This is a genomic window from Novosphingobium sp. (genome assembly GCF_027486195.1).
GTDB lineage: Bacteria > Pseudomonadota > Alphaproteobacteria > Sphingomonadales > Sphingomonadaceae > Novosphingobium.
In genome coordinates, this window is the sequence record NZ_JAIXPP010000125.1 from 1 (window position 1) to 21,607 (window position 21,607).

Here is a 21,607-nt window from a genome sequence, read left to right on the forward strand (position 1 = left end):
CCCGGCGCGATTGCCGAGATATCGATTTCGGTCGAGCTCTCGGCCAGCACGTCGGCCGAGGGTGCCATTTGCGAAATCAGCGGATAGAGCGCGGCGAGACCGCCGACGCCTGCGAAGCTCACCGCAGCGATATTGATGAAATCACGCCGCCGTACACCTTCGCCAGTCATGGTCGCTTCAGCGATGCTTGCTTGTTCAGCCATTGCCATTCCCTGCCTGCGCTGCCGCCGCCACGGATCGGGCGCGATAGCGTGTCCTAAAATGTCCCACACCGATCTGGCGGGAAAGTGCCCAAAGGGACGCTCGCCCAGCCATACCGCACCAACCCCGCTAAATAGCGGGAGTCAGGTCCCCTTGGGCGCGCCTGATAGACGCAAAGGCGCTGCTTTGCCAACAAGCATTTTGCCGTGGATGCAAGGCGCCTAATCGCATTTTTAACAGTGACTTGAATGATTATTGCAAGTCATTCGCAAGACCAGTCTCACGGCAGTGCAGCGGAGTCTCGATCAGTCGTGGCAGGGCTGACCCGGTTGAGGCCTGCCCCATCGGGCCATCCCGGCGCAGCAAGCCCCATCACTTTGAACAATGTGCCCATTTCCGCCGGCGCGGTCAGGCGGATCGTCGCGGCCTCGATCGCGTCCGCCGCATGTGGCGCCGCTCTCGCAAGGCTACCCGCCCGCGCACCGATCCCGAGCGCGGCAAGCCATGCGCCCTGCCCGCTTGTCCCCAGCCAGCGTGCACCCGCCTGCTCGGCCACCTGCGCCACTGTGCCGAAGTCGACATGGGCGGTGAGGTCGGCCTCGCCGGGCTCGGCAAACACGTTCACCTTCTGATGGGCGCGCACGGCCTGCAAGGTGCTGCCCACCTGCGGCTCGGCATAACCATAGTCGATGAACAGCGCCGCGCCGCCTTGTGAAGCAAGCCGACCGGCCACTTCCTGCACCACCGCCGCCGCTGCTGGGCAGGTTTCCACGATGGCCCCTTCGCCAGCCTCCGCAAAACTATCCGGCACCGCTGCATCCATCGGCCGCGTCCCTGCGACCGGGATGAATGCCCCCGCTGCATTCAGCCCCACCATGCGCTCGCGCCAGCCACCCGCCGTTCGCACCAGTTGCCGCACCGGCAGCGCATCGAGGAATTCGTTGGCGACGAGCAGCAGCGGTCGGTCGGCCGGCAAAGTCGAAAGATCATCATGCCACACCGCACCGGGATGCGCCGCGCGCTGCAATCCCCTCAGCGCGGGGCTGGTTTCGACGAAATGAACTTCGGGGACGAGACCCGCGCGGGATGCCGCGCGCAAGGCATCGCGCGCAAGCGTTCCGCGCCCGGGGCCCAGCTCTACATAGCATACCCCGTCGGGGTTTCCGGCGCGCTGCCAGATATCCGCCAGCCACAATCCGATCAGCTCGCCGAACATCTGGCTGATCTCGGGAGCCGTCACGAAGTCCCCCGCCGTGCCGAAGGGATCGCGCGAGGCATAGTAGCGGGCATTGGCTTCGGCCATGTAGTGCGCGATGGAAATCGGCCCTGTCGCCGCGATCAGCCGCGCGAAAACCGCCGCCAGCCCGCCCGGCGCATCGCGCTCATCGCCCGTCATCGCCGCCGCTCCGCGCCGCGCTCAGGATACGACGGTCTGCCCCGCCGGCTGCCCGGTCGGCTGGATCGTGACCGCGAGCGGCGGGCTCACCAGCGCGCGGAACGCAAAGCCCATTCCGATCGCCATCATCGGCAAGGTGAGCCACTGACCCATCGAAAGTCCGCTGCGCATCGCGAAATCAAGCAGTTGCGCGTCCGGTTCACGGTAGAACTCTACGGTGAAGCGGGCGAGCGCATAGCCCAGTCCGAACAGCCCGACGAGCAGGCCCGGCCGCCAGCGCGCGCGGGTCCGCCAGAACAGAACGAACAGCACAAGGCCCAGCACCAGGCCTTCCAGCAGCGCTTCATAAAGCTGGCTCGGGTGGCGCGGCAGCGGGCCGGCGCCGGGGAAGACCATGACCCAGGGCATCTTCGAATCAGTCACGCGGCCCCACAGCTCGCCGTTCACGAAATTGGCGCAGCGTCCGAGAAACAGGCCCGGTGCCACGCAGACGGCGATGTAGTCGCATGTCCGCACGAAGTTCAGCCCGCCGCGCCATGCAACCCAAGCAATTGCCAGCACGGTGCCGATCAGCCCGCCATGGAAGCTCATGCCGCCCTCCCACAGGCGGATCAGCCGCGCCGGGTCGGTCAGCAGTTCGGGCGCATAGAAGATGGCATAGCCCAGACGCCCGCCCAGGATGATGCCGAGCGTCGCATAGAAGAACAGGTCGTCCGCATGGCGCTGCGCCAGCGGCGCACCCGGCTGACGAATCATCCGGCTAAGCTGGAAATAGGCCAGCATGATCCCCACCAGATAGGCGAGGCTGTACCACTTGATCGCGAAGAACCCGAGGTCGAGCGCGATCGGCGAGAGGCCAAGGCTCTCCCAGTGCAGCGGCTGATGACCCGCGCCGACAAGCGCTGGGGCTGCGGCTGCGGCAGCCGATAGTGACAGCAAGGGCCAAGCTCCCTAGAGTTTCGGTAACAACGAAGTTTGTAACAGAACGGTTTTGTTTTGTGCCGCGGGCGCCGCAGCCTTGCGCGGCCTTCTGGCACAGGGCAAACCCGGGAAGCAAACCCAATAACGGGCCGAATAACAAGATAGCCCCCAAACCGGTAACCCATTGTCTGGGCCATGCCGAAATTGGGCGGAGAGGAGCGATTGCAGACCCATGTTGACCCAGCTTGATCGGGACCTTGCCCAAGTTATGGACGGGCTGACCGCCCCCGGCGGCATGCTCGCAACCACGCCGTTTCAGGCTTTCGGCCGCGATCTGCCGATGATCGCTTCGGCCCCGCCCACGCTGGGTGCCTATTTCACCCAGTTCTGCACCTTTCACGGTGCGCGTGAATACATCGTCGATGGCGATGTTCGGCTGACCTTCGCCCAGACGCTGGAAGCCGCGCGCATTGCCGCTGGCGGCTTGGTGGCGGGTCACGGGCTGCAGAAGGGCGACCGTATCGGCATCGCCGCGCGCAATTCGGCCAACTGGATCGTTGCCTACATGGCGGTGCTGATGGCAGGCGGGTGCGCCGTCCTCATCAACGGCTGGTGGCAGGGCGAGGAGATGGCCCACGGCATCGACATGGTCGGCTGCCGCATGATCATCGCCGATCGCCAGCGCGCCGAACGCCTCACCGGCCTCGCTCATGGCGCGGAGATCATTCCGCTGCTCCACGATTGCCATCCGTCAGAAGGCCTTGCCGCGCTCACCGCCAAGGGCGGCGATGCCTCCACTCCGCTGCACGAAGTGGGGCCGGACGATCTCGCCACGATCCTCTTCACCTCGGGCTCCACAGGCGTGTCCAAGGGCGCCTATTCCAATCACCGCGGCGTCGTGCAGGGCACCTACAGCTACCTCGCGCAGAGCGTCATGGTGCTCAGCCTGATGACCGCGCGCGGCGAAGCGCCGCCGGCGGGATCCCAGCCGATCGCACTCGTCAACGTGCCGCTGTTCCACGTAACCGGCGAAGTGCCGCTGATGCTCCAGTCCTATGCGCTCGGCCGCAAGCTGGTGCTCATGCCCAAGTGGGATGCCGTCACTGCGATGCAGCTGATCGAGCGCGAAAAGGTCACCTACTTCGTCGGCGTGCCGCTGATGAGCTACGAGATCGCCACGCACCCTGATCACGACAAGTACGATCTCTCCACTTGTGTTACCTTCGCGGCCGGCGGCGCACCGCGCCCGGTCGAGCATGTCGACCGCATCCGCAAGGCGCTGCCGCACGCTTTCCCGATCCTCGGCTACGGCCTCACCGAAACCAACGGTGTCGGCTGCGGCAATTTCAACGAGAACTATATCGCCAAGCCGGGCAGCACCGGCACCGCGTCGCGCCCGCTGGTGGATCTCGCCATCCTCGACGATTCCGGCAATCCCGTCCCGCAAGGCCAGCTCGGCGAAGTGGCGATCCGCAGCGTCGCCAACTTCCTCGGCTATTGGGACAACCCGGCGGCCACCGCCGAGGCGATCATGCCCGATGGCTACTTCCGCACCGGCGATCTCGGCTACCTCGATGCCGAGGGCTATCTCTTCATCGTCGACCGCAAGAAGGACATCATCATCCGCGGCGGCGAGAACATCGCCTGCATCGAGGTCGAAAACGCGATCTACGCGCACCCCGGCGTCGCCGAGGCAAGCGTGTTCGGCCTGCCGGACGAGCTCTACGGCGAAGTCCCGGTCGCGGTCTATCTTGCCAAGGAAGGCTGCACGGTGACTGACGACGACCTGCGTGCCTTCCTTGCCTCGCACATCGCCGCGTTCAAGATTCCGGTCCGCTTCTGGCAGGAGCATGAGGCACTGCCCCGGCTCGGCACTGAAAAGGTGGACAAACGCACCCTCAAGCAGCGTTACGGGGCGCAATGGCAAGAGACGCGCAAGGCCGGATAGGGTAGAGGGAAGGGGTATGATCACCCCCCGGATTCCCAACCAGCGCGCCATCATCGATCGCCGGGCGCTCGCCGATGTCATTGCCGATCGTGTCGCGGCGCAGGGCGACAAGGCCCGGCCCGCGATTGTCGAACTGCTGCGGGAGGCGCTCGCCAAGGGCCGGGAGGAACTTGCCCGGCGCCTGCGCGAGAAGCCTTCGCACGGTGCGGAGTGCGCGCAGGGGCAGGCTTTCCTGATCGATCAGCTGGTCCGCGTGATCCACGATCATGTCGTCGGCCACGTCTACCGCGCCAGCAACCGCTCGACCGGCGAACGCATCGCGCTGGTCGCCGTCGGCGGCTACGGGCGCGGCGAGATGGCGCCGCATTCCGACGTCGACATCGCTTTCCTCACCCCCACCAAGCCCACCTCATGGTGCGAGCAGGTGATCGAGGCGATGCTGTATTTCTTCTGGGATCTCGGTCTCAAGGTCGGCCAGTCCAGCCGCTCACTGGATGAGATGGTGCGCATGGCGCGCAGCGATCTCACCATCCGCACCGCTCTCCTGGAAGGCCGGTATGTCTGGGGCGACCGCGCGCTCTACGAAGAAGGCTCGCGCCGCTTCTGGGCCGAAGTCGTCACCGGCACCGAGCGCCAGTTCGTCGCCGAGAAGCTGGGCGAGCGCAATGAGCGGCACAAGAAGCTGGGCGACAGCCGCTATGTGGTCGAGCCGAATGTCAAGGAAGGCAAGGGCGGCCTGCGCGATCTGCACACGCTCTACTGGATCGGCAAGTATATCCACAAGGTGCGCGATCCCAGCGAACTGGTCGGCGTCGGCCTGCTTACGGCGGCGGAATACCGCGCTTTCCGCCGCGCCGAGAACTTCTTCTGGTCGGTCCGCTGCCATCTCCATGCGGTGACCGGCCGCGCTGAAGACCGGCTGACCTTCGATCTCCAGCGCGAAGTGGCGCTGCGCATGAACTTCGCTGATCGCCCCGGCAAAAGCGCGGTCGAGCGGTTCATGCAGTACTTCTTCCTGCAGGCAACGCAGGTCGGCTCGCTCACGGGCATGTTCCTCGCCCAACTCGATGAACAGTTCGCCAAGACCCGTATCGGCTTCTTCGCGGCGCTGCGCGGCCGCCGCAAGCGCAAGATCGGCGCCTTTCCGATCCAGGCCGAAAAGCTCGGCGCCGATGGCGATGATTTCTTCCGGACCGATCCCGTCCGGCTGATCGAGATCTTCCTCGTTGCCGATCGCGAAGGGCTGGAAATCCATCCCGAAGCGATGCGCCTTGCCCGCCGCGATGCCGGCCTGATCGACGCGTCGGTGCGCCGCGATCCGCGCGCCAATACGATGTTCATGGAGCTGCTCACCAGCCGCCACGATCCCGAAACAGTACTGCGCTGGATGAGCGAGGCCGGGATCTTCGGCCGCTTCGTGCCCGATTTCGGCCGCGTCGTCGCGCAGATGCAGTTCGACATGTACCACCACTACACGGTCGACGAGCACACCATCCGCGCCATCGGCCTGCTCTCGCGCATCGAGAAGGGCGAGGAGAACGAGCAGCACCCGATGGCGACCGAGGTCATTTCCAAGGTCGCCTCGCGCCGCGTGCTCTACGTCGCGACCTTGCTGCACGATATCGCCAAGGGGCGGCGCGGCGATCACTCGATCCTCGGTGCCGAGATCGCGATGAAGCTCTGCCCGCGCCTCGGCATGTCGCCGGCCGAAACGGAACTTGTCGCCTGGCTGGTGCGTTGGCACCTTCTGATGAGTGCCACCGCCTTCAAGCGCGACCTTGCCGACTACAAGACCATCGCCGATTTCGCCGGCCGGGTGCAGAGTCAGGAGCGGCTTCGGCTGCTGCTCATCCTCACCATCGTCGATATCCGTGCGGTGGGCCCCGGTATCTGGAACTCGTGGAAGCGCCAGCTGCTGGGCGATCTGTTCATGTCTGCCGAGGAAGTCCTCCGGCTCGGCCACAAGCAACACGGCCGCGCCGAGCGGATCGCCGCGAAGAAGAAGGCCGTCGCCGCGCTGCTCAAGGAACGCGACGCGCTGATCGGCACGGTCGGTCGGCAGCTTGGCGATGCCTACTGGATTGCCGAGCCGGAAGACATCATCGCGCTCAATCTCCAGCAGATGGACATCTCGCTCGACGAGCCGCTGACGGTCGAAGCGCATTGGTACGCCGCGCGCGGCGCAACGCTCGTTACCGTGCTCGCCGCCGATCATCCGGGCCTGTTCTACCGCATTGCGGGCGGTATTCACCTCGCCGGCGGCAACATCATCGATGCGCGCATCCACACCGCGCGCAATGGACTCGCGGTCGACAACTTCCTTGTGCAGGACCCGCTCGGCCGCCCGCTCAACGAGCCTGCGCAGATTGCTCGCCTCAAGAATGCGATCGCCGATGCGCTTGCCAATCGGGTCAAGCTCCTGCCCCAGCTCGCCGCGCGGCCGTCCGCTCGTCCGCGCGCCGAAGCGTTTGAAGTCGAACCGATCGTCATTTTCGACAACAAGGCGTCCAACCGCTTCACCGTGATCGAGGTTGGCGCGCGCGACCGTCCCGCGCTGCTCAGCCAGCTGGCGCGCGCCCTGTTCGAAGCACGGCTGGTCGTCCACTCCGCCCACATCGCGACTTACGGCGAACGCGCCGTCGATACGTTCTACGTCACCGACGTGCTTGGCGAGAAGGTGGAGGCGGATAGCCGCATGCGCGCCATCGAAAAGCGCCTGATCGAAGCGGCGGAGGATCGGCGCTCCAAGGCCGCGGCGGCATGACCGAGGCGCAGTACCTCGCCGGGCGCATCCTCCTTGCCATGCCCGGTATGGGCGATCCCCGTTTCGAACGTGCCGTCATTGCGATGTGCGTGCACGATGAGCACGGCGCGCTGGGGATCGGCATCGGCAGCGTGCGCGAGGACGTGACGCTGCACAGCCTGCTCACCGATATCGGCATCGATCCCGGCGTGGCGCCCGATGGCCCGGTGCTCAATGGCGGCCCGGTCGAACCCTCGCGCGGGTTCGTGCTGCACAGCAATGATTGGGGTGGCAGCGGTTCGGTGGAGGTTCAGCCACTTTGCGCTCTCTCCGCCTCGATGGACGTGCTGCGCGCCATCGCCGAGGGGCGCGGCCCATCGAAGTGGCTGGTCGCCCTCGGATATGCCGGGTGGGGCGCGGGTCAGCTTGAAGGCGAGATGCGCCAGCACGGCTGGTTTGCCGCACCGGGCCGCAGCGAAATCCTGTTCGAAACCCCGGTAAACGCCCGCTGGGCCGCCACCTGGCGCGCCGAAGGGATCGACCCTTCGCACCTAGTCAGCCAGACCGGCCGCGCCTAGTTCCTCCCCATTTTGCGAAGCACAAATGGGGAGGTGGCCCGCCGAAGGCGGGTCGGAGGGGTATTTTCAACCGAGCCGCCGGACCGCCTCATCCCGCCCGATCAGCGGCAGCAGCGCTTTCATGTCCGGCCCATGGTCCATGCCGGTCAGCGCCTGCCGCAGCGGCAGGAACAGCGCCTTGCCCTTGCGTCCGGTCGCATCCTTGAGCGCCCCGGTGAGGGCACTCCACGGGTCGCAATTCCAGTCGAGCATGGCGGCAACAGTCGCTGCCTGATCCAGAAACGCCCGCGTCTCGGCATCGAACTGCGGCGCGGAAATTGGCCCCGTCACCACCCGCCACCAATCCGCCGCCTCGGCCACCGTGTTCAGGTTGGGCCGGATTGCCTCCCAGGCCGTCTCGCTCATGCCATCAGGCAACCCTTCCGCCACCCGCTCAAATGGCAACCGGTGGATCACCGAGGCATTCACCCGCGCCAGCTCTGCATCATCGAACCGCGCCGGCGCGCGCCCGAACCGCGTCAGGTCGAAGCTCTCGGCGAGGGCCTCCGCATCGAGTGCCGGATCGACCGGATCGCTCGTGCCCAGCCGCGCCAGCAGCGCGATCAGCGCTTCGGGCTCGATTCCCTGTTCGCGCATTTCCGCCACGCCCAGCGATCCCAGCCGCTTGGAAAGCTTGCCCTCCGCCCCCGTCAACAGCGCCTCATGCGCAAAGCGGGGCACTGGCGCATCGAGCGCGGTGAACATCTGAACTTGCGTTGCCGTATTGGAAACGTGGTCTTCGCCGCGCAGAACATCAGTCACGCCCATCTCGATGTCATCGATCACCGAAGGCAGCATGTAGAGCCACGAGCCGTCCGCCCGGCGCACCACCGGGTCCGACATCTGGCGAGGGTCGAAGTGCTGCGGTCCCCGAATGCCGTCCACCCACTCGATCGGCGTTTCGTGATCGAGCATGAATCGCCAATGCGGTCGCTCGCCCGCTGCGGCCCTGGCCGCATGATCCGCCTCGGTCAGCTGCAGCGCACCTCGGTCGTAGATCGGCGGCAGCCCGCGGCCCAGCAGCACCTTGCGCTTGAGGTCCAGTTCCTGCGCCGTTTCATAGCAGCGATAGAGCCGCCCTGCCGCGACGAGCGTCTCGAAGGCCGCTTCATAGATCGCAAAGCGCGCTGATTGCCGCTCCTCGCGCTCCGGATGCAGCCCCAGCCACGCCAGATCCGCGCGGATCGACTCGACATGCTCCTCGCGGCTGCGCGCCATGTCGGTATCGTCGATCCGCAGCAGGAACCGCCCGCCGCTCTTCTTGGCCAGCAGCCAGTTGTGCAGCGCCGTGCGGATATTGCCGACATGAAGCGTGCCCGTGGGCGAGGGCGCAAAGCGAGTGGTGACCGTGATGGTGGTGTTCGGCATGGCTCCGCCTATAGCGGCCCGCGATGGCCCGACAAGCTCAGCCCATCAGCACGACGGCGTGGGTGCAGGCCTCCCACAGCGTTTCGTGGGCGGCGGCAGGCACGAAACCATCGATCGTGCGCATGAAATCGGCGCGGCTGCGCCCCTGTCCAGCCTCCACCATGCGCGCCAGCGTCACCTCGTCCGGCGAAAGGCGCTGGCAGCACGCCCGGCCAACCCCGTACGGCTCCGGCCAGTGCCGCGTCACCGTGCGGATTAGTTCATGCACCGCAAATGCCGCCTCGCAGTGCCGCAGCCGCAAGGCGAGCGCGGGCAGGGGATCGCTGCCGTCCCGCGCCGCCAGCGCGCAGAGCCGGATGGCGAGGATCACATCCTGCGCCAGAAGCGATCTCTCGCGCAGCACCGGTGGCTCCGCGAGCCGGGCAATCGTTGCGGCGAGGTTTCCGGCAGGCGCGTTCATGCAGCAGGCTCCGATTAATTGCGAACGATTCGCAAGTTAGTCGGTTGGCGCTGCAGGTCAATGAGAATCGCTCGCAACAAGCTTAGCCGGTGCGGAAGCCATGCGTGATCGGATAGCGCCGGTCGCGCCCGAAATTGCGCATGCCCAGCTTTACCCCCGGCGGCGCCTGGCGGCGCTTGTACTCAGCCACATTCAGCAGCCGCTCGATCCTCGAAACGGTCGCGTGGTCGAATCCCTCGGCCACGAGTTGATCGACGCTCTTCTCGTGCTCCACCAGCCCGAGCAGGATGGCATCGAGCACGGCATAATCGGGCAGCGAATCCGAATCCTTCTGGTCCGGTCGCAGCTCGGCGCTCGGCGGCTTGGTGATGATCCGCTCCGGCATAACCATGCCTTCCGGCCCCAGCCCGATCTTGGGCCGCGCCTTGTTGCGCCAGCGCGAAATCGCGAACACCGTCGTCTTGTAGGCGTCCTTCAGCGGATTGTAGCCACCGTTCATGTCGCCATAGATCGTCGCGTAGCCGACGCTCATCTCGCTCTTGTTGCCGGTCGTCACCAGCATCGGCCCGAACTTGTTCGAAAGCGCCATCAGCGTGGTGCCGCGAATGCGCGATTGCAGGTTTTCCTCTGCCAGATCGGGCTGGCGGCCTTCAAACGCGGGTGCCAGCATATCGGCAAAGGCATCGACCGCCGGGCTGATCGGGATCGTATCGAGGCGCACGCCCAGCATCTTCGCGCAGGCTTCCGCGTCCTCGAGGCTCTCGGCGCTGGTGTAGGCGCTCGGCATCATCACGCACCACACCCGCTCCGGGCCCAGCGCATCAACTGCGATCGCCGCGCAGATCGCCGAATCGATTCCGCCCGAAAGCCCCAGCACCACGCCGGGAAAGCGGTTGGTGTTCACATAATCGCGCAGCGCGAGCACCATCGCGCAGTAGATGTCCTCGGGATGCTCGGCGAGTTCCGAAACCACGCCCGGCTGGCAGCGCCAGCGATGCCCCCCCGAACCTTGGGCACCCGATGGCACTTTCTGCCAGACGGTATCGACGATCGCCTCTTCCCAGTCCGGCATCTGCACCCACAGCGCGCCTTCCGGGCCGACGACGAAGCTTGCCCCGTCGAACACCACTTCGTCCTGCCCGCCCACGCGGTTGAGGTAGGCCAGCGGAATGCCCGTATCGATCGCGCGGCGCTTGGCGACACCGTCGATGCGCAGCACGTCCTTGTCGATCTCGTAGGGGCTGCCGTTGATGCACAGGAAAATGTCCGCGCCCTGCGCCGCCAGATGCCGGCACACTTCGGGCTGCCAGATATCCTCGCAGATCGGCAGGCCCAGCATCGCGCCCTTGAACGGCACCGGTTCGGGCAGCGGGCCGGGGAGGAAATAGCGCTTCTCGTCGAAGGTGCCATAGTTGGGCAGCTCCACCTTGAACCGCACCGCCGCCACCTTGCCCTGATCGAGCAGCGCCACGCCGTTGTGCAGCGCGCCGTCGCGCACGAAGACCGATCCGACCAGCATCGCCGGGCCGCCATCCGCAGTTGCCGCCGCCATGGCTTCGAGCGCGATGGCTGCCCGCTCTATCAGTGCTGGCTTCAGGATCAGGTCTTCCGGCGGATAGCCGATCAGCTGCATCTCGGGATAGACGATGAGGTCGCTGCCCTCGGCCCGCTCCCGCACCGCGAGCATCGTGGCTGCGTTGGCGGCAAGATCGCCCACCTTCTGGTTGAGCTGGGCAAGCGTGATGATGAGTGTATCGGCCATGGGCAGACCCTAGGCGGCATTGGCGCAGCAGTTCAAGGATATCCAATGGTGCAAGGTTGGCCTTGGTGCAAAACCATGTGTCCGAACGTTGCAATGCTGTCATCTTGGGCTAAGGCCCTGCCCATCGCCCAGATTCGAGGGACTCGGGGAAGCCCATGAAGATCATGTCCGGCAACGGCAATCTGCCGCTGGCCCGCGCCATCGCTGCCTATCTCGAACTGCCGCTGACCGAAGCCTCGGTCCGCCGCTTTGCCGACGAGGAAGTCTTCGTCGAGATTCACGAGAATGTGCGCGGCGAAGACGTGTTCATCGTGCAGTCGACCGGTTATCCGGCGAACGACAATCTCATGGAACTGCTGATCTGCACCGATGCGCTGCGCCGCGCTTCGGCCAAGCGGATCACTGCAGTCATTCCGTACTTCGGCTATGCCCGGCAGGACCGCAAGCCTGGTCCGCGCACGCCGATCTCGGCCAAGCTTGTCGCCAATCTGATCACCACGGCGGGTGCCGATCGCGTACTCGCGGTCGATCTCCACGCCGGGCAGATCCAGGGCTTCTTCGATATCCCGACCGACAACCTCTTCGCCGCGCCGGTCATGGCCGCCGATATCCAGACGCGCTACGGCGGTCAGGATCTCATGGTCGTTTCGCCCGACGTTGGCGGTGTGGTGCGCGCCCGTGCGCTCGCCAAGCGGCTCGACAACGCCCCCCTCGCCATTGTCGACAAGCGGCGGGACCGTCCGGGGCAGAGCGAGGTGATGAACATCATCGGCGATGTCTCGGGCCGCATGTGCATTCTCATCGATGATATCATCGATTCGGGCGGCACGCTCTGCAACGCCGCGCAGGCACTGCTCGATAGCGGAGCCAAGGGCGTTGCCGCCTATATCAGCCACGGCGTGCTTTCTGGCGGCGCGGTGGCGCGGGTCAACAACTCGGCGCTTAAGGAACTTGTCATTACCGACACGATCCTGCCGACCGAGGCCACCCAGGCGTCCGATCGCATCCGCGTGCTCACGATTGCGCCCTTGATCGGCGAAGCCGTCCGCCGTATCGCCGATGAAAGTTCGGTTTCCAGCCTGTTCGATTGATTTTCAAGAGGTTCCGGCCCTCTCCCTGACGGGGGAGGGGGTCGGGGCACCGGGCCGGACTCCAGATCCTAGAGCCCGAAAGCCTCCAGCGCCGCCTTGGCGATCACATCCCCGCGCTCCTGCACGAAATGTCCGCCATCGGCGATTTCCAGCGGCGGCGGACAGCCGTGGATCGTTGCGCGCAGGTTTGCCATATGGTCCGGCCCCAGCACCGGGTCCATCATCCCCACCGCCATGAACGTTGGCCCACGCCATTCGTCGTGCCACCACGCAGCGGCGCGTTTGGCTTCGGCAACGCCTTCCATGTCCGGGCTCGTCATCACCAGTTCGGGGAAGCGCCGCACTCCGGCCTTGTAGCGCGCATCGGGGTAGGGCGCGCCATAGGCCGCGGCCTCGGCGTCGCTCAGGCCTACTTGTGCCCGCTTGAAGAGCGCCGCAACGTCGAGATCCGGCTGGCTGCGATTGTAGGCGCGCCAGGCCTCGAAGCCAGGGCCCGGAGATTGCCCGGTCGGGATTGCGGTGTTCATCACCAGCAGCCGTTCGAAACGTTCGGGCATGGCGGGCGGAATCGTCAGGCCGAGGATGCCGCCCCAGTCCTGACAGACAAGCGTGATATGCGTCAGGTCCAGCGCTGCGATGAACGCCATCAGCATGCCGCGGTGGAAGTGGAAGGTATAGGTCGCCTCGTCCACCGGCTTGTCGGACCGGCCAAAGCCAAGCAGGTCGGGCGCGATCACCCGGTAACCGGCATCGGCAAAGATCGGGATCATCTTGCGATAGAGATAGCACCAGCTCGGCTGGCCATGGAGGCAGAGGAAGGTCGTCTCCGCATCGCGTGGGCCTTCATCGATGAAGTGGACGCGCAGTCCCTCATATCCCTTGAGGCTGTCGATATAGTGCGGTGCAAAGGCATAACCGGGCAGGTTCTCGAACCGGCTTTCATCAGTACGCAAGGCTTCCATGGCGCCCGTCTCCCATCGTGTTTTCGTTGCCGCCGCCACGCGACTTTAGCGCGCGAGGTGGTTCGCGCAATCAGGCGGACTGGCAGTTTTTGACACGGGCGCCATCGCAGCCCATGGGAAGCGGGATGGCGCTGATCCTGTTCAACAAGCCCTATGGCGTGCTCTGCCAGTTCAGCCCGGAGCCCAATGGCCCGCCGCGCCCGACACTTGCCGACTACATCCGGCGCCCCGGTGTCTACCCCGCCGGCCGGCTCGATCATGACAGCGAAGGGCTGCTCCTGCTCACCGATGATGGCCGGCTCCAGGCGCGCATCGCCGATCCGCGCTTCAAGCTGGCCAAGACCTATCTGGTGCAAATCGAAGGCGATCCGGATGAGGCCGCGCTGGAGCCCTTGCGCCAAGGTGTGGTGCTGAAAGATGGGCGAACCCTTCCTGCCGAGGTGCGCCGCATCGATCCGCCCTCGCTCTGGCCGCGTGATCCGCCCGTCCGCTTCCGCAAGAGCGTGCCCGATTGCTGGATCGAACTCACCATCCGCGAAGGCCGCAACCGGCAGGTGCGCCGCATGACCGCAGCGGCCGGCTTTCCCACCTTGCGGCTGGTTCGCTGGCGGATCGGCGAATGGACGCTCGAGGGGCTTGCGCCCGGCGAATGGCGCGAAGGCCCTACTGCCAGGGCTTGATATCGCCCGGCGCGATTCGGGAGATCGTTTCCAGCCGCCGCGCCTGCCGGGTTTCCAGCGAGAGCGTCATCAGCGGCTGCGGCGAATCGACGAACTGGCGCGGACTCATCCCGAACAGCGCGGTGAACTCGCGGATCAGGTGGCTCTGGTCGTAGTAGCGCAGTGCCAGTGCCTCGGCCTCGTCGTGATCGGCCACGCCGCGCAAGTGGCTTGCCATGTCGAGCGCGCGGGCGCGGCGCAGCACCTGCTTGGGCGGCATGCCGAAATCGCGCCGTACCTGCCGTTCGAGCTTGCGCTGTTCGGTTCCGCACTGCTGCGCCAGCAGGGCGACGGTAATCTCGGGATTGGCGAAGGCTGCGGCTTCCACCGCAGCGGCGGTCGGATCGGGTTCGGCTCCGCCGGCGCGCGCAATCTGGCGGCGCATGGCGTCTTCCATGGCGGTGCACCAGTCTTCTGGCGAGCCGCCGGCCTTGCACAGGTTCATCCATTCGTGCTGGCACAGCCCCAGCGTTTCAACGGGTGCCAGCTTGTCGCACATCGTGTCGAGCTTGAGCTTGCCCAATGCATGGCAGGCTCCCGCGCGGAAAGACAGGCCAACGCTGGTGAAGCTGCCCTTGACGGTGATCGGCATGCGCCGCGTCTGCGGACCGAAGTAGAGCGCGGCGCGGCCCATTTCGCGCCGTCCCTCCGCTGTCTCCGCAGTCCAGTCGCCGCGCAGCTGGATGCGCAGCATCGCCGCATCGCTGAAGATGCCGCAGGAAAGCGCGTAGTCCGCCGGGGCATCGACGATGGTGACATAAAGCCGGGCAATCCACGGCTGCAGATCGCGCGCCGGTGCACGGCTGTAGGAGATCGGCTGGCCATCCCGCGTCGCCGCCCCGCCCGAGGCGATCGCCGGGTCAACGGCAGGTCTGCTCATCCGGTTCATCAATGTCCCCCATTGCCCTCACCCAGGCAGAATTGACCTGCCCGTGATCGGTCTAGCCACCCCATCATCCCCCGGGTGTGCGCAATATCACTATCGATAAGCACAATCCTGCCGCTTCGCCAAGGCATCAGGTCCTCGAAGGCAAGGCCGGAGGCTACGGGAAGCTGCAATTGCCCCCCTTGACCGTGCTCCCGAACGCGCGCCATTGCTGCACCATGAAAGATGCCGATCTGGATCGCGATATCGCCCTCGCCCTTCGCCTCGCCGATGCGGCAGGGGCTGCCATTCGCCCGTTTTTCCGCAGCGGCCTTTCGGCTGAACGCAAGGCCGATGCCTCGCCCGTCACCCTTGCGGACCGCGCGGCGGAAGAGGCCATGCGCGCCATCCTGATCGCTGAGGCGCCGGATGATACGGTGATCGGTGAGGAAATGGGTGCCACGCCGGGCTCGTCCAGGCGCAGCTGGGTGCTCGATCCGATCGATGGCACCACCGGTTTCCTTGCGGGCCGCCCGCTGTTCGGAACCCTGATCGCGCTCGTGGTCGAAGGGTTTCCCGTGCTCGGGGTGATCGACCAGCCGATCCTGGGCGAGCGCTGGGTCGGCGTCATCGGTCGGCCGACAACTTTCAACGGCCATGCTGTCCGCACCCGCGCCTGCCCGCAGCTCGCCGATGCCGCGCTCGCCACGACGGGTCCGCACTATTTTGACGATCACGATGGCGCCCACTTCATGAGCCTCGCGGCAAAGACCGATCACAAGCGCATGGTGATGGGCGGCGATTGCTACAATTACGCGATGCTCGCATCGGGTTTCCTCGACATCGTCTGCGAGGCCGGGCTCAAGCTGCATGATTGGGCCGCGCTCGTGCCCGTTGTAGAAGGGGCTGGCGGTACCATGGCGGACTGGAACGGCGAACCGCTCCACGCCGGGTCCGATGGCCACGTCATCGCGGTGGGCGATGCAGCAAGACTTGAGGACGTGGTCGAGGCGCTGGCCTGCCACCACTGATCCTCCACTAATTCGATGCACGCCCCGTGCCGCCTGTTCTTCTATGGCACGCTGACCCACGAGCATTCCAACACGCTGACCGAAACGCTGCTGCCACGGCTCGGTGGGCGTCCCCGGCGCGGCTGGGTGCGCGGTGCGCTGTTCCTGCGGCGTGATCGCCAAGGGGTCTATCCGGTGCTGTTGCCGGGGGCTGGCCGCGTCAAGGGCTGGGTCTATGGCGGCTTGAAACCGATCCCGCGCTCGGTCCTCGCGGCCTTTGACGCCTGGGAATACTGTGATCCACGCCGCCCCGGTCGCGGTGAATATCGGCGCGCCAATCTTGTCGTCCATACGCGCGCTGGCCCGCTGCGCGCTGCCGCCTATCTGCCGAACCGCCGCGCGCCGCTGGGTCTGCGGGCGGTCCCCGGCGGAGACTTTGCGGCCCATGCCGCCGCACATGGCCTTCGCGTGCTCGCTGAATAAGCGGCCTTGTCAGCGTCGAGCCTGCATGCGAGCAAGCTTCTGACATATTTGGAGACGAGAGAGAGATGCGCAGCGCAATCGGGGCGATCACCATCGGTTTGGCACTGGCCGCCACGCCTGCCTCGGCAAAGACTGTGGTGGTCCGCGCCGCGCACATGGTCGATGTCCTCGCCGGCCGGACGTTGGACAATGTTCAGGTCGTGATCACCGATGGCCGCATCGCCGCTGTCGGCAAGGCTGGAGAGGCTGTTCCTGCCGGCGCGGAGACGATCGATCTCGGCGCGCGCACGCTCGTTCCCGGCCTGATCGACATGCACGTCCATCTCACTGGTGATCCACGTTTCGGCGGCTACCGCACTCTTGAATACACCGATAACTTCTGGACCGTCGTCGGCGTCGCCAATGCGAAGCGCACCGTCGAGGCCGGGTTCACGACAGTGCGCAATGTCGGATCGAGCAACTACGATGATGTAGCGCTCAAGCAGGGCATCGAGGCGGGCTACATCTCGGGTCCGCGCATCGTGCCCGCAACCTATGCGCTCGGCGCGACCGGCGGGCACTGCGATTCGACCGAGTATCCGCCTTCGATCACGGTGCCGGCGCCGGGGATCGCCAACTCACCCGATGAATTCCGCGCTGCCGTGCGCAAGATGCGCAAGTATGGTGCCGAGGTCATCAAGGTCTGCATGACAGGTGGGGTCCTCTCGAAGACCGATTCCGTCGGCGGCCAGCAGATGAGCCTTGAGGAGATCAAGGCAGTCACCGACGAAGCGCACATGCTCGGCATGCGGGTCGCGGCCCATGCGCATGGTACCGCCGGTATCAACGATGCGCTTCGCGGCGGCGTCGATACGATCGAGCATGCCAGCCTTGCCGATGAAGAGAGCTTCAAGCTCGCCAAGGCCAAGGGCGCCTGGCTCGATATGGATATCTACAACGACGACTATATCCTTGCCGAAGGCGCGAAGAACGGGGTTTTCGAGGAAAGCCTCGCCAAGGAGCGCCTTGTGGGCCGCAAGCAGCGTGAGACGTTCCGCGCCGCCCACGCCGCCGGGGTCAAGCTGCTGTTCGGCACCGATGGCGGTGTTTATCCCAATGGCGACAATGCCAAGCAGTTCGCCAAGATGGTCGAATGGGGCATGACCCCGCTGGAGGCCATCCAGGCCGCCACCAGAAGCGCGGCCGAGGCACTGGACAAGACCGCCGACATCGGCGCGATCACACCGGGCCGCTATGGCGATCTGGTCGCAGTAGACGGCGATCCGCTCGCCGACGTGCGCGTATTGGAAAAGCCTGCGTTCGTCATGAAGGGCGGCGAGGTGGTGGTCCGCGCCGCGCCTTGATGGGTCAGGCTTCCGAAGCCTCGCTGTTGAGCTGGATATAGTTGGCGAGGCCCATCCGCGCGATCATCTCGAACTGGGTTTCGAGCACATCGACATGCTCTTCCTCGTTGGAGAGAATGTCGGCAAACAGATCACGGCTGACGAAATCGCGCACGCTCTCGCAATGCGCAATCGCGTCCTTCAGCAGCGGGATCGCGTCATGCTCCAGCGCAAGGTCGGCCTTGAGCACGTCCTCGACGTCCTCGCCAATGCGCAGGCGGCCGATGGCCTGAAAATTGGGCAGGCCATCGAGGAACAGGATGCGGTCCGCCAGACGGTCGGCGTGCTTCATCTCGTCGATCGATTCGTGGCGCTCGTATTCAGCGAGCTTCTTGAGGCCCCAGTTGGCCAGCATGCGGTAATGCAGCCAGTACTGGTTGATGGCGGTCAGCTCGTTGAGCAGGGCCTTGTTGAGGAATTCGATGACCTTGGCATCACCCTTCACGCTGCGTCTCCTCGCTAGGCGCCAAGAGTAGTCAGACCAGCGATCCGGCGCAAGGCAAGTCAGGCCGCAACGCAGGACCGCGCTTCAGCGACGATCTGCTCGGCATCTTCCAGGCACTGGCGGCACTGCGGGGCAAAGCCAAGCTTGGCATAGAGCGATTCGGCATCGCCGCCTTGCTCGCAGGCGGCGCGGCGCAGGTCTTTTTCGCGGATGGCATTGCAGATGCAGATATACATCGGGAGCGAATCCTCACGCTGTGTCGCGCAATACGTAATGCGAGGCATTTGCAATAGCAAGTGGGATCTGCGCGTTTGTCCGGCTGCGGCGGGGCGTTGCATTTCAAGGGCAGTCGCCCTATGTCTCGCCCCGCATCAAGAGTTGGGGAATGACGCCCCGACGCCAACCTGCCGGTTTCCGGGCAAGGTGGCGCCTTCGCTAGCGAAGGGATGTGGCCGGTCCGGCAACCAAACGGAACAAGGCTGCAGGCGTCGTTTCCCGCGAAGTTCGAAGGGTTACGACACGTGCCGATCCGCATCGCCGACAATCTGCCCGCCCGCCGCACGCTGGAGGCCGAGGGCGTTATCGTCATGAGCGAGACCGAGGCCGCGCGGCAGGACATTCGTCCCCTGCGCGTCGCTTTGCTCAACCTCATGCCCGACAAGATCACCACCGAGACCCAGATTGCCCGCCTGCTCGGCGCAACGCCGCTGCAGATCGAACTCGATCTCGTGCGTATTTCAGATCACGTCAGCAAGAACACCTCGGCAGGGCACATCACCTCGTTCTACCGGCCCTGGGAAGATCTCCGCACCGAGAAGTTCGATGGCCTCATCATCACCGGCGCTCCGGTCGAGCAGATCGAATTCGAGGAGGTGACCTATTGGGACGAGATGTGCCGCATCCTCGATTGGTCGCGGCACAATGTTCACCGCACGCTGACACTGTGCTGGGGCGCCATGGCCGCCTTGCACCACTTCCACGGCGTGCCCAAGCATGCGCTGACCCAGAAGGCGACCGGGGTGTTCAGTCACCTCAACCGTGCGCCGGCGAATCCGCTCATGCGCGGGCTGCCTGATCGGTTCGATGTCCCCGTCTCGCGCTGGAGCGAGCTGCACGGTGCGGATCTTCCCGCCGGGCGCGGGCTCACAGTGCTGGCCGACAGCCCGGAGACCGGCCTTTGCCTTGTCAGCGATCCGGCGAACAACGCGGTCCACATGCTCAACCACCTCGAATACGATACGCTGACACTTGCGGGCGAATATGCGCGGGATGAAGGGCGCAGCCTGCCGTTGCACTACTTTCCGGGCGATGATCCCGCCGCCGCACCGTCCAACACCTGGCGCGGCCACGGCCACCTGCTGTTCGGCAACTGGATCAACGAGACCTACCAGACGACCCCGTTCGACCGGGAGGAGATTGGCGGCTGACTCGGCCATTCGGTCCCCCGAACGCGCAATCGCTTGCCTTTTGCGCCTTGCACCACTAAGCGCGCCCACTTCATCGGGTGCGGATTCGATGACTTGCCTGGCCATGCAGGGCTGCCACGGCGGGTCGGACGCACCCTTATCAAGGAGACGAAAATGCCCAAGCTCAAGACCAAGAGCGGTGTGAAGAAGCGCTTCAAGATCACCGCCTCCGGCAAGGTTAAGCACGGCGTCGCCGGCAAGCGCCACCGCCTGATCAGCCACAACGCCAAGTACATCCGCCAGAACCGCGGGATGGACGTGATCTCCGACGCCGATGCGAAGGTGATCAAGAAGTGGGCGCCCTACGGGCTGAACTGAGGAGCGTTAGACCATGAGCCGTATCAAACGGGGTGTTACCACCCGCGCCAAGCACAAGCGCATTCTCGAACAGGCCAAGGGCTATCGGGGCCGCCGCAAGAACACCATCCGCGTTGCCCGTCAGGCCGTCGAAAAGGCCGGCCAGTACGCGTACCGCGACCGCAAGGTGAAGAAGCGGGAGTTCCGCGGTCTGTGGATCCAGCGCATCAACGCCGCTGTCCGCGCCGAAGGCCTGACCTACTCGCAGTTCATCCACGGCACCAAGCTTGCCGGGATCGAACTCGATCGCAAGGCCATGGCTGATCTCGCGATGAATGAAGGCGCTGTCTTCACGGCGATCATCGCGCAGGCAAAGCAGGCTTTGGCGAACTGATCGGAATGTAACGGCCCGACGTTCCAATCTGGTGCGTTTGGCGGTTATTGATTTCTGAATCTGGCTGAAATGCAAGGGGGCACCGGTCTTGGGACCGGTGCCCTTTTTGCCATTTTGGACTGTTCCCGTTGTGGCCCATAGGCGTTATGATCCTACCAACAGGGATAATAACGAGGGGCGCAATAGTGAACGGTCCATGTGCCGTCAGGGTACGATTCCATCAGCCGCCCGCGGCCATGCGCCCCTATTTCACGACCTTCTACATCACCGAAATCGTTGTTGGCGCCGAAGGCCAGGTTACCGATCATCTCCACCCCGAATGGGCCAACCTGCGCATCATCAGCGGTGCCCTGCCTGTTTCGCAGATCCGCGGGGCCGCCCCGTTCGGCGGCGTCACCGGCATTGTCACCGGGCCAACCAGCACTGCGGTGCGCTTCACTACAGGGACCTCGCGCATCTGGGGGATCGGCCTGCTGCCCCTCGGCTGGGCCAAGTTCGTTGCCGCCCCGGCAAATGCCTATGCCGATCGCCTCTGCGATTCGGCGGCGGAACCGGCGTTCGCGCCGCTGCGTCCCCTCGTGGATACGCTGTTCGGGCCTGAGCCTGATGAAGCTGCTGAGCTCGAGCGCATCACCCGCCACTTCGAAAGCCTCGCAGCCCGTCCTCTGCCCGAGGAAGCGCGCATTCGGACCGTTCATCATGCACTTGTCGATCCCGACGTCGGCAGCGTGGCGGACATGGCGCAGCGGACCAGTTTGCCCACGCACACGCTGGAGCGCGTCTGCCGCCGTCACTTCGGTTTTCCGCCCAGCTTGCTGCTGCGCCGCCAGCGCTTCATGCGCAGCCTCTCGCAGTACATGCTCGATCCCTCGCTGAAGTGGATCGGTGCCATCGATTCGCACTATCACGATCAGGCGCAGTTCGTGCGCGAGTTCCACCACTTCATGGGGATGAGCCCTAGCGCTTACGCCGCGCTGCCCCATCCGGTGCTCGCCGGGGTCATGCGCGCACGCATGGTGGCCGCCGGGGCACCGGTGCAGGCATTGCACGATCCCTCAAGGGACTGAACGCGCGCCT

Annotated in this window: 22 protein-coding genes and 1 riboswitch; of the genes, 12 read left to right on the forward strand and 10 right to left on the reverse strand. The window is 65.2% G+C overall.

All coding sequences use genetic code 11. From position 1 onward, the window contains the following. From Q0071_RS21300 to lgt, 3 genes are all read right to left on the reverse strand, one after another. On the reverse strand, positions 1-203 hold a 203-nt coding region (locus Q0071_RS21300; RefSeq protein WP_298174424.1), incomplete at its 3' end, for a ubiquinol-cytochrome c reductase iron-sulfur subunit N-terminal domain-containing protein. 278 nt (positions 204-481) lie between these two features. Then, complete coding sequence (locus tag Q0071_RS21305; protein WP_298174426.1) at positions 482-1,597, reverse strand: SAM-dependent methyltransferase; 1,116 nt, start codon at positions 1,595-1,597, stop codon at positions 482-484. A 21-nt stretch (positions 1,598-1,618) separates the two neighbouring features. Next, a complete protein-coding gene (gene lgt / locus Q0071_RS21310) occupies positions 1,619-2,533 on the reverse strand; it encodes a prolipoprotein diacylglyceryl transferase (RefSeq protein WP_298174473.1) in 915 nt (304 codons plus the stop codon). 217 nt (positions 2,534-2,750) lie between these two features. Here lgt and Q0071_RS21315 point away from each other — a divergent pair, with 217 nt between their 5' ends. The 3 genes from Q0071_RS21315 to Q0071_RS21325 are packed head-to-tail and all read left to right on the forward strand — an operon-like array spanning position 2,751 to position 7,787. Next, complete coding sequence (locus Q0071_RS21315; protein ID WP_298174428.1) at positions 2,751-4,466, forward strand: class I adenylate-forming enzyme family protein; 1,716 nt, start codon at positions 2,751-2,753, stop codon at positions 4,464-4,466. Positions 4,467-4,482: 16 nt separating this feature from the next. Next, positions 4,483-7,230 carry a [protein-PII] uridylyltransferase gene (locus Q0071_RS21320; protein WP_298174430.1) on the forward strand — a complete coding sequence of 916 codons (2,748 nt, stop codon included), beginning with the start codon at positions 4,483-4,485 and terminating at the stop codon, positions 7,228-7,230. Then, positions 7,227-7,787, forward strand: a complete 561-nt coding sequence (locus tag Q0071_RS21325; protein WP_298174432.1) for a YqgE/AlgH family protein — start codon at positions 7,227-7,229, stop codon at positions 7,785-7,787. Before Q0071_RS21320 ends, Q0071_RS21325 begins: the two co-directional genes overlap by 4 nt. Before the next feature lie 66 nt (positions 7,788-7,853). Here the strand turns inward: Q0071_RS21325 and gltX are convergent, their stop codons facing one another. From gltX to Q0071_RS21340, 3 genes are all read right to left on the reverse strand, one after another. After that, on the reverse strand, positions 7,854-9,179 hold the full coding sequence (gene gltX / locus Q0071_RS21330) for a glutamate--tRNA ligase (protein WP_298174475.1): 1,326 nt from the start codon (positions 9,177-9,179) through the stop codon (positions 7,854-7,856). A gap of 52 nt (positions 9,180-9,231) precedes the next feature. Beyond that, on the reverse strand, positions 9,232-9,654 hold the full coding sequence (locus Q0071_RS21335) for a hypothetical protein (protein WP_298174433.1): 423 nt from the start codon (positions 9,652-9,654) through the stop codon (positions 9,232-9,234). A gap of 82 nt (positions 9,655-9,736) precedes the next feature. Beyond that, complete coding sequence (locus Q0071_RS21340) at positions 9,737-11,416, reverse strand: NAD+ synthase (RefSeq protein ID WP_298174435.1); 1,680 nt, start codon at positions 11,414-11,416, stop codon at positions 9,737-9,739. A gap of 155 nt (positions 11,417-11,571) precedes the next feature. On the opposite strand from Q0071_RS21340, the gene Q0071_RS21345 reads away from it, so the two are divergent. Then, the gene (locus tag Q0071_RS21345) at positions 11,572-12,507 is read left to right on the forward strand and encodes a ribose-phosphate pyrophosphokinase (RefSeq protein WP_298174438.1); all 936 of its coding nucleotides are present in this window, start codon (positions 11,572-11,574) and stop codon (positions 12,505-12,507) included. Between the two features lie 68 nt (positions 12,508-12,575). Here the strand turns inward: Q0071_RS21345 and Q0071_RS21350 are convergent, their stop codons facing one another. After that, a complete protein-coding gene (locus tag Q0071_RS21350; protein ID WP_298174440.1) occupies positions 12,576-13,469 on the reverse strand; it encodes a haloalkane dehalogenase in 894 nt (297 codons plus the stop codon). A 125-nt stretch (positions 13,470-13,594) separates the two neighbouring features. Here Q0071_RS21350 and Q0071_RS21355 point away from each other — a divergent pair, with 125 nt between their 5' ends. After that, a complete protein-coding gene (locus Q0071_RS21355) occupies positions 13,595-14,149 on the forward strand; it encodes an rRNA large subunit pseudouridine synthase E (RefSeq protein ID WP_298174442.1) in 555 nt (184 codons plus the stop codon). Here Q0071_RS21355 and Q0071_RS21360 read toward each other — a convergent pair. Then, the gene (locus Q0071_RS21360) at positions 14,133-15,068 is read right to left on the reverse strand and encodes an AraC family transcriptional regulator (RefSeq protein ID WP_366886922.1); all 936 of its coding nucleotides are present in this window, start codon (positions 15,066-15,068) and stop codon (positions 14,133-14,135) included. The two genes, Q0071_RS21355 and Q0071_RS21360, sit on opposite strands and share 17 nt — an antisense overlap. A gap of 224 nt (positions 15,069-15,292) precedes the next feature. Here Q0071_RS21360 and Q0071_RS21365 point away from each other — a divergent pair, with 224 nt between their 5' ends. From Q0071_RS21365 to Q0071_RS21375, 3 genes are all read left to right on the forward strand, one after another. Continuing rightward, the gene (locus Q0071_RS21365) at positions 15,293-16,084 is read left to right on the forward strand and encodes an inositol monophosphatase family protein (protein WP_298174446.1); all 792 of its coding nucleotides are present in this window, start codon (positions 15,293-15,295) and stop codon (positions 16,082-16,084) included. A gap of 15 nt (positions 16,085-16,099) precedes the next feature. Next, entirely contained in the window at positions 16,100-16,546 is a 447-nt protein-coding gene (locus Q0071_RS21370) for a gamma-glutamylcyclotransferase family protein (protein WP_298174447.1), read from the forward strand. 65 nt (positions 16,547-16,611) lie between these two features. Then, the gene (locus Q0071_RS21375) at positions 16,612-17,889 is read left to right on the forward strand and encodes an amidohydrolase family protein (protein WP_298174449.1); all 1,278 of its coding nucleotides are present in this window, start codon (positions 16,612-16,614) and stop codon (positions 17,887-17,889) included. A 4-nt stretch (positions 17,890-17,893) separates the two neighbouring features. On the opposite strand, the gene bfr is transcribed toward Q0071_RS21375, so the two are convergent. Then, positions 17,894-18,373, reverse strand: coding sequence for a bacterioferritin (gene bfr, locus Q0071_RS21380; RefSeq protein ID WP_298174451.1), 480 nt, complete (start codon positions 18,371-18,373; stop codon positions 17,894-17,896). Between the two features lie 59 nt (positions 18,374-18,432). Further along, positions 18,433-18,609, reverse strand: coding sequence for a (2Fe-2S)-binding protein (locus Q0071_RS21385; RefSeq protein ID WP_298174477.1), 177 nt, complete (start codon positions 18,607-18,609; stop codon positions 18,433-18,435). Between the two features lie 127 nt (positions 18,610-18,736). Further along, positions 18,737-18,851, forward strand: a riboswitch (SAM-I-IV-variant riboswitch). A 43-nt stretch (positions 18,852-18,894) separates the two neighbouring features. On the opposite strand from Q0071_RS21385, the gene metA reads away from it, so the two are divergent. The 4 genes from metA (at position 18,895) to Q0071_RS21405 (ending at position 21,597) form a co-directional block, all read left to right on the forward strand. After that, positions 18,895-19,800 (forward strand): homoserine O-succinyltransferase, encoded by a 906-nt coding sequence (metA, locus tag Q0071_RS21390; RefSeq protein WP_298174453.1) that lies wholly within the window; start codon positions 18,895-18,897, stop codon positions 19,798-19,800. Positions 19,801-19,953: 153 nt separating this feature from the next. Beyond that, on the forward strand, positions 19,954-20,157 hold the full coding sequence (gene rpmI / locus Q0071_RS21395; protein WP_054122496.1) for a 50S ribosomal protein L35: 204 nt from the start codon (positions 19,954-19,956) through the stop codon (positions 20,155-20,157). 13 nt (positions 20,158-20,170) lie between these two features. Next, the gene (gene rplT, locus Q0071_RS21400) at positions 20,171-20,530 is read left to right on the forward strand and encodes a 50S ribosomal protein L20 (RefSeq protein WP_054122467.1); all 360 of its coding nucleotides are present in this window, start codon (positions 20,171-20,173) and stop codon (positions 20,528-20,530) included. 236 nt (positions 20,531-20,766) lie between these two features. Then, a complete protein-coding gene (locus Q0071_RS21405) occupies positions 20,767-21,597 on the forward strand; it encodes a helix-turn-helix domain-containing protein (RefSeq protein ID WP_298174457.1) in 831 nt (276 codons plus the stop codon). Positions 21,598-21,607: the final 10 nt, after the last annotated feature.